8 protein-coding genes are annotated in these 7,876 nt (G+C 70.9%); all 8 read left to right on the forward strand.

What is annotated here, in order from left to right; all coding sequences use genetic code 11:
- The first annotated feature begins 64 nt into the window (after positions 1-64).
- The 8 genes from AB0I81_RS23130 (at position 65) to AB0I81_RS23165 (ending at position 7,613) form a co-directional block, all read left to right on the forward strand.
- Complete coding sequence (locus AB0I81_RS23130; RefSeq protein WP_360659766.1) at positions 65-1,810, forward strand: protein kinase; 1,746 nt, start codon at positions 65-67, stop codon at positions 1,808-1,810.
- A gap of 149 nt (positions 1,811-1,959) precedes the next feature.
- Positions 1,960-2,997 carry a Xaa-Pro peptidase family protein gene (locus tag AB0I81_RS23135; RefSeq protein WP_360659768.1) on the forward strand — a complete coding sequence of 346 codons (1,038 nt, stop codon included), beginning with the start codon at positions 1,960-1,962 and terminating at the stop codon, positions 2,995-2,997.
- Positions 2,998-3,023: 26 nt separating this feature from the next.
- Complete coding sequence (efp, locus tag AB0I81_RS23140; protein ID WP_360659770.1) at positions 3,024-3,584, forward strand: elongation factor P; 561 nt, start codon at positions 3,024-3,026, stop codon at positions 3,582-3,584.
- A gap of 1 nt (position 3,585) precedes the next feature.
- On the forward strand, positions 3,586-3,996 hold the full coding sequence (nusB, locus tag AB0I81_RS23145) for a transcription antitermination factor NusB (RefSeq protein WP_360659772.1): 411 nt from the start codon (positions 3,586-3,588) through the stop codon (positions 3,994-3,996).
- A gap of 249 nt (positions 3,997-4,245) precedes the next feature.
- The gene (locus AB0I81_RS23150; RefSeq protein WP_360659774.1) at positions 4,246-4,584 is read left to right on the forward strand and encodes an MmcQ/YjbR family DNA-binding protein; all 339 of its coding nucleotides are present in this window, start codon (positions 4,246-4,248) and stop codon (positions 4,582-4,584) included.
- Positions 4,585-4,949: 365 nt separating this feature from the next.
- Positions 4,950-5,669, forward strand: coding sequence for a methyltransferase domain-containing protein (locus AB0I81_RS23155; RefSeq protein ID WP_360659776.1), 720 nt, complete (start codon positions 4,950-4,952; stop codon positions 5,667-5,669).
- Positions 5,670-5,739: 70 nt separating this feature from the next.
- The gene (gene dinB, locus AB0I81_RS23160; RefSeq protein ID WP_360659778.1) at positions 5,740-6,981 is read left to right on the forward strand and encodes a DNA polymerase IV; all 1,242 of its coding nucleotides are present in this window, start codon (positions 5,740-5,742) and stop codon (positions 6,979-6,981) included.
- Positions 6,982-7,211: 230 nt separating this feature from the next.
- Positions 7,212-7,613 carry a DUF3040 domain-containing protein gene (locus AB0I81_RS23165; RefSeq protein ID WP_360659780.1) on the forward strand — a complete coding sequence of 134 codons (402 nt, stop codon included), beginning with the start codon at positions 7,212-7,214 and terminating at the stop codon, positions 7,611-7,613.
- The last annotated feature ends 263 nt before the right edge of the window (positions 7,614-7,876 follow it).

Genomic DNA, 7,876 nt, shown 5'->3' on the forward strand with positions numbered 1-7,876 from the left:
GGGGCGGTTGGGGCTGTAGGGCCCTATCGTGGAGAGAAATCTGATACGAGCTATTGGCGGGGATATGTCCGACGCAGAGCCGTCTGTGGTCGCTGACCGGTACCGGCTTGACGAGCGCATCGGCGGCGGGCCGATGGGTGAGGTGTGGCGGGGGTACGACACGCGGGCAGACTGGGTCGTGGCCGTCAAGGTGCTCGGAGCCAGGGCCGCGGGGGCCGCCACGCGGGAGGTGCTCAGGCAGCACGCCCGTTCGGTGGCCAAGGTGATCCACCCGAACGTGGCCATGGTGCTGGACGTCGGCGAGCACGACGGAGCCCCGTTCCTGGTGATGGAGTACCTCACCGGGACCAGCCTGGGCGAGGAGCTGGCGGCGCGCGGGCGCCTGCGGATCGTCGAGGTGTGCGACCTGATCGGGCAGGCGGCGGCCGGGCTGGACGCCGCGCACCGGGCCGGGGTCGTGCACGGCCGGATCGGGCCCGGCAGCTTCCGGATGGCCTCCAGCGGGGTGCTCAAGGTCGTCGGGTTCGGCCTGGACGAGCACGAGCCGGTACGGGAGGACGACCCGTACGCGGCGCCCGAGCGGGCCGGGGGGCAGGCGGCGCGGGCTCCCGGGGATGTGTACGCGCTCGGGTGCGTCGCCTACGAGCTGCTGTGCGGGCAGCCGCCCTCCGAGACTCCGGACGGCCGCGCGCCGGGACAGGACGTTCGAGGGGGCGAGGGGAGGCTTGTCCCGCCCAGCGCGATCAGGGCCGAGGTGCCGCCCGAGCTGGACCGGCTGCTGATGGCCATGCTCGCGCCGGATCCGGCGCAGCGGCCCACCAGCGGGGAGGCGATCCGGCGGACGCTGGCGGCCATCGCGCGGCCGAAGCCCGCTCCTGCGGGGCCGCCCGTGACCGGTGTGTCCCTGCGCGACCCGGGCCTGCAGGCGGGCATGGCGGGTGCGGGCATGGCGAGTGCGGGGATGGCAGGTCCGGGGATGGCAGGTCCGGGGATGGCAGGTCCGGGGATGGCAGGTCCGGGGATGGCGGGCCCGGGGATGGCGGGCCCGGGGATGGCGGGCCCGGGGATGGCGGGTTCGGGCGTTGGTCCCGGGGGCGTTGGTCCCGGGGGCGGCGGCGTTGGAGGTGGGAACGGCGGGTCCGGGGCCACCGAGGTCCTGCCCGTCGGCGTGCCGACGGGTCCCGGGCACGCGCCGCGCGCCGGTGACACCGCCGTCTACGCGGCGGGCGACTACGAGCCGGAACCGGATCAGGGGCCGAACCGCAAGATGATCCTCCAGCTCGGCGTTGCCTGTGTGGTGATCGCGGCCGTGACCGTCGGCATGGTGATGCTGGCGGGGGCGCGGGAGGAGGAGCCGGTCGCGGTGCCCACCCCGGACGCCAGCCCCACCGCCCTGGTGACCTTCCCGACGAGCCCGTCGCCCTCCGCCACCGAGGATGAGAACCCGTTCGATGACTTCGCGACCACCCTCGACCCCGAGGCGGAGCCGGACGCCCTGATCGGCACGGCCGCGCCCAAGGGCACGCTGGGGCAGGAGATCCCGCCCGGCGGGTACGGCGAGTGGCTGCGGAGGTTCGATGAGAACCTGACGCTCCAGCAGTCCATGGGCGGCATCGACCCCAAGGTCGCCGACAAGGCACGCGACCAGCTGCAGAAGGCGGCGAGGAGGCACTCCGACGGGAACGCGCGCTCCACTGTCCACGACATAGCGGGCGTCTACCGCGATCTGGCCAGGGCCCAGCAGAAGGGCGAGATGGGGGCCGGGCCCGCGTCGGAGTTCATGCAGGAGTGGCAGCTCCCGGCCGGCTAGCCGGTTCGTGGGAGTTGCCGGTCGGATGTGGCCGGCCGGTTCGTGGGAGCTCCCGGTCGGATGCGGCTGGCGGTTCGTGGGAGTTTCCGGCCCGGATGGGATGAGACGGGCAATAGTGACGTAACGGTCATGGCGCGTACATTGGGCGAATGACCTTCGACTACCCGGCGCGCAGGACGCGGCTCGCCGAGCTGTTGCCCGCCCGTGAGGTCCACGCCCTGCTGGTCACCTCCCCCGTCAACGTCCACTACCTCACCGGGCTGGTCAGCTCGAACGCCGCCGTACTGGTCAGGGCGGACGGGACGGCGCTGCTGGCGACGGACAACCGCTACATCGAGGTGGCGCGCACGCTGGACGTGCCCTCGGTCGAGGCGTCGGACGTGGCGGGCACGCTGGCGGCGCCGGGCGCCGGGATCGAGGCGGCGAGCATGAGCGTGGCCGCCTATCACCGGCTGGGCGAGGGGCTCGTGCCGCTGGGGCCGGTGGTGGAGCTGCTGCGGGCGGTCAAGGACGAGGCCGAGCTGGAACGGCTCCGTACCGCCTGCGCCATCACCGACCGGGCCTTCGCCGACGTGAGCGCCCGGATCGCGCCCGGGATCACCGAGCGGGGGCTGGCCCGCCTGCTCGACCACCGCATGACGGAACTGGGCGCCGACAAGCCGGCCTTCGACACGATCGTGGCCGCCGGCGAGCACGGCGCGATCCCGCACCACGCCCCCACCGATCGCGAGCTGCGCGCCGGAGACCTGGTCACCATGGACTTCGGCGCCCGCTACCAGGGCTACCACGCCGACATGACCAGGACGGTCAGCCTGGGCGAACCGGTCGCCTGGCAGCGCGAGATCTACGACCTCGTCGCCGCGGCCCAGCGGGCGGGCAGGCACGCCGTGACCCCGGGCGCGGAGTCCGGGAACGTGGACGCGGCCGCCCGCTCGGTCATCGAGGAGGCGGGCCACGGCGGCCACTTCAGGCACGGCCTCGGCCACGGGGTCGGACTGGAGATCCACGAAGAGCCGTTCCTCGGCCCTTCAAGGACCGGTAGACTAGAGGATCGAGTTCCGATCACCGTCGAGCCCGGGATCTACCTCCCGGGGCGGGGCGGGGTTCGCATCGAGGACACCCTCGTGACACGTGAGGGCGGGCCGGAACTCCTCACAAAGACGACCAAGGAGCTGCTCGTCCTCTAGAGCGGCCGCACGCGGGAGAAGAACGAGTGGCGACGACCAACGACCTCAAGAACGGCATTGTGCTGAAGCTCGACGGCGGGGAGCTTTGGGCCGTTGTGGAGTTCCAGCACGTCAAGCCGGGCAAGGGCGGCGCGTTCGTGCGCACCAAGCTCAAGAATGTGCTCTCGGGCAAGGTCGTCGACAAGACCTTCAACGCCGGCGTCAAGGTCGAGGTGGCCAACGTCGACAAGCGCGAGATGCAGTTCTCCTACCGCGACGGTGACGACTTCGTGTTCATGGACACCGAGACCTACGACATGGTCAACGTCTCCAGCGGCACGGTCGGCACCGCCGCCAACTACATGCTGGAGAACACCACGGCCACGGTGGCCTTCAACGAGGGCTCCGCGCTCTACGTGGACCTGCCCGCCGCCGCCGAGCTGATCATCTCCGAGACCGAGCCCGGCCTGCAGGGCGACCGCTCCACCGGCGGCACCAAGCCCGCAAAGCTGGAGACCGGCGCCGAGATCAAGGTGCCGCTGTTCATCACCACCGGCGAGAAGGTCAAGGTCGACACCCGTAGCGGCGAATACCTCGGCCGGGCCTGAGGTGTCGGCACGCGGCAAAGCACGCAGGCGGGCGCTCGACATCCTCTTCGAGGCCGAGTTGCGCGACGAGGATCCGCTGAAGATCCTCACCGAGCGCGTGGAGCGGCAGGAGCCGCCGGTCAACGAGTACACCTCGGCGATCGTCGAAGGTGTGGCCAGGCACCACATGCGCATCGACGAGCTGATCACCACCTACGCCGAGGGCTGGACGCTCGACCGGATGCCCGCCGTGGACCGCAACCTGCTGCGCGGGGGCACCTACGAGCTGCTCTGGATGCCCGGCGTGCCCGAGGGCGTGGTCATCAGCGAGTGGGTGCACCTGGCGGGGGAGTTGTCGACCGACGAGTCCCCGCAATTCGTCAACGGCCTGCTGGCCCGCTTCAAGCAACTCAAGCCAAGCCTCACCCTTTAGACAGCCTTTCCGGCGGGCCGGGAGCGCGCGTTCGGGGTACGTTCCAACCACGCCGGGCCGCACGGCTACACGGTTGCACGGCTCGCGAGGCGAGGAACGTGTCGTCGTCGCGCGGTCAGGCGTCCGCACCGTCTGCCGGGCCGCACCGCGACCGTACGAGAAGGGGCGCGTCACCAGCCGCGACGCGCCCCTTTTTCCGTGCCCGGAGCCCGGTGGCTATCGTGAGTGACCGGTGGCTATCGTGAGTGAATGGTGACGGAAGACGACGTGCGCCGGCTCGCGCTGGCGCTGCCCGAGGCCACCGAGAAGCCGATGTACGGGACGCCCGCCTTCTACGTGCGGGGCAAGTGGTTCGCCCGGGTCCGGGAGGAGGGCGACCTGCTGGCGCTTCCCGTGGCCTCGCAGGAGGACAAGCAGGAGCTCATCGCGGCCGAGCCCGGCAAGTTCTGCACCACGCCGCACTACGACAGGTCCGCCATCGTGCTCGTGCGGTTCGGGGCGGTGGACGCGCGGGAGATGGGCGAACTGCTGGCCGACGCCTGGCGGCTGCGCGCCCCCAAGCGGCTGACCGCCGAATCCGGGGGATGAGCCTCCGGAGCGTCACCCGGCGCGGCGGCTCCAGCGGATGATCTTCATGTGCCTCAACCGCGGTGCGGCGGCTTCTGCGGATGAGCCGCCGGTGCCCACCCCGGCTTCGTGGATTGACCGGGATGGGTCTGGCCGGTGGGGAGCGGGAGTCGTCGCGTACGGCGTAGGCTGGGGCCCGTCCACGAAGAGAGTCGTTCGCGAGGTGCACGTACGCGACGTGCACGTTCGCGCGGTGTGCGTACGCCGAGCGCGCGTCCGCGAAGGCCGCCCGCTGCCGGGGCGTCCCTCGCGCGGGCGCCCGTCGCGGCGGAGAGGGAGGCGAGCCGAGGGTGCGTGCTGAAGGCGTCACCACAAGGACCCCGGCGGTGCGGACCGCCGTCGTCTGGGAGGCGTTGCGGTCCATGCTGGCCGAGCGCACTGCGGCCACCGGCAGGGAGTCGCTCGACATCGTCGACGCCGGCGGCGGCACCGGCGGGTTCGCCGTGCCGCTGGCCGCCCTCGGCCACGCCGTCACCGTGGTGGACCCGAGCCCCGACTCGCTGGCCGCGCTGGAGCGCCGCGCCAAGGAGAAGGGCGTCGCCGTGCGCGGCCTGCAGGGCGACGCGGCCGACCTGGGCGAGCTGCTCAGCCGGGACGCCGCCGACCTGGTCCTGTGCCACAGCGTGCTGGAGTACGTGGAAGACCCGATCAGCGCGCTGACCGCGGTCGCGGCCCTGCTGCGCAGGGGCGGCGCCGTCAGCGTGCTGACCGCCAACCCCGTGGCCAGCGCCATCCACCGGGCGCTGGCCGGGCAGTTCGACGAGGCCAAGGCCGTGCTGGACGACCCCAGCGGCACCTGGGGCGATCGCGACCCCACGCCCAGGCGTTTCGCCGCGGACACGCTCGTCGAACTGCTGAGCGCGACCGGGTTCGCGGTCGGGGCCATCCACGGCGTGCGGGTCTTCGCCGACCTGGTGCCCAGCAGGCTCGTGGACGGTGAGCCGGGCGCGGCGCAGGCCCTGGTGGCGCTGGAGCAGGCCGCCGCGACCCATCCGGTGTTGCGCGACATCGCGACGCAGTTGCACGTGCTCGGGCACCGGGCCTGAGGCCGCCGGAAGGAAGAAACGATGACCGCTCCCCTCGGTATAGAACGCCTGTTCGGATAGACTCGAAGGCGTGTCTCGCAAGCAGATCTCCGGCATCGGCCCGGTCCCGCGGACCGGGGCCGATGACAGCGGCTGCCCGATCCTGCACGTCGACATGGACGCGTTCTTCGCCAGCGTCGAACTTCTCGAACGGCCCGAGTTGCGGGGGAGCCCGGTGATCGTGGGCTCCCCGGCCGGGCGCGGCGTCGTGCTCAGCGCGACCTACGAGGCCAGGGCGTACGGTGTGCACTCGGCGATGCCGATGAGCAGGGCGCGCAGGCTCTGCCCGCAGGCCGTCATCATCCCGCCCGGTCACGGCAAATACTCCGAGGTCTCCAAGGGCGTCATGGAGATCTTTCACGCGATCACCCCGATGGTGGAGCCCATCGCGTCCGACGAGGCGTTCCTCGACGTCGGCGGGGCCCGCCGGCGGCTCGGCCCGCCCGCCGCGGTGGCCGCGATGATCAGGGAGCAGGTGCTGGAGCGCTACGGCATCACGTGCTCCGTCGGCGTGGCGAGCAGCAAATTCGTGGCAAAGCTGGCCTCCAAGCAGTGCAAGCCCGACGGCCTGCTGGTGGTGCCCGCGGACCAGGTCGTCGACTTCCTCCACCCGCTGCCCGTCTCGGCCCTGTGGGGGGTCGGTGAGCGCACCGAGCAGTCCCTCCAGCGCCTGGGCATCCGTACGGTCGCCGATCTGGCCAGAGTGCCGCCCAGCACGCTCCAGCGGGAGCTGGGGCAGGCCGTGGGCGCCCACCTGTCGGCACTGGCCTGGGGGCGCGACGAGCGGGCCGTGAGCACCCACGTGCCGGACAAGAGCATCGGCAACGAGGAGACGTTCGCGGCGGACGTGGACGACCCCGAAGTGATCAAGCGGGAACTGCTGCGTCTGTCGGAGCGGGTGGCGGCCCGCATGCGTAACGCCGGTCACGTGGGCAGAACTGTAAGTGTGAAGCTACGCCGCGCCGATTTCACCACGATCAACCGCTCGCGCACGCTGCGCGAACCGACCGACGTGGCACAGGTGATCTACGCCACCGCCTGCGAGCTGTTTCAGGCGGCCGGTCTCGAACGGGTGCGTCTGCGCCTGGTGGGGGTCAGGATGGAGAACCTGCGGCCGGCCGGAGAGGCCACCCGCCAGCTCAGTTTGGGCGAGAAGGAGACCGGGTGGCGCGAGGCCGAGCAGGCCATGGACAAGGCGATCAGAAGATTCGGGCCCGATGCGGTGCTCCCGGCGTCGCTAGTACGTGGCAAGCTTGATGAAATAGAGACATGACGTTCGATGTCCGGACATCCTGGGGGCGTCCATGTCAGGATTTTGGGGTAAGGGGGGCGAGATGGGCCACAATAGAGCCATGACGTCACCTCCGGTTTGGTCTGCGTTGGACGTTTGCTTTCGCCTACGTCTACAGCCTCGTATTCTGGGGATAACCGACCGCGAGGTTCGGACACCCCGTGTCGTCCGTTGCCGTCTTCCCCGTCCTGGGGCCGTCCTTGGGAGGCGCCGTGCCGCTCTCTGAGCACGAGCAGCGCTTGCTCGACCAGATCGAGCAGGCCCTCTACGCCGAGGACCCGAAGTGGGCCAACACCGTAAGGATCAGTGACCCGCGCAGCCATTACAAGCGTCGCCTGATCAAAGCCTCCATCGGCTTTGCTCTGGGCGTCGTCATCATGATGGTCGGCGTGGTGATGAGCCTGATCCCGCTCGGCGTCGGCGGTTTCGTGGTCATGCTCGCCGCGTGTCTGTGGGGCCTGTCCAGCTGGAAAAAAATGAATGGGTTCGGTGACTCCGCCGCCCCAGCCTCGGGCACGGCCCCACCTCCGGGCAAGCAGGCCCGCCGGGGCAACCGGGGTACTTTCATGGAGCGCATGGAAGAACGCTGGCGCCGTCGTCACGACGAGCGCTGATCCGGCAACCGGACGACGCGTGGCCGCCCCCTCCGGGGACGGCCGCACGTATGGTCGGTGCGGGGATGACAGGACGTGCGGTCAGGCACAGGGGTGAGCCGAACCCGCCGTCCACATCCGAGCCGGTCAGTGCCATGGAGCCGATCACGCGTGCGGCCCGCCCCCTCTCCGCTTGTCTTCTAGTGGTCGTCGCAACACCCCAGTTGAGGGGATGCGATGGACTTCGAGATCCGGGAGGGTCGGGAACGCAGTCAAGGCCGCAG

The sequence above is a fragment of the Nonomuraea sp. NPDC050404 genome, from assembly GCF_040655495.1.
Classification (GTDB): Bacteria; Actinomycetota; Actinomycetes; order Streptosporangiales; family Streptosporangiaceae; genus Nonomuraea.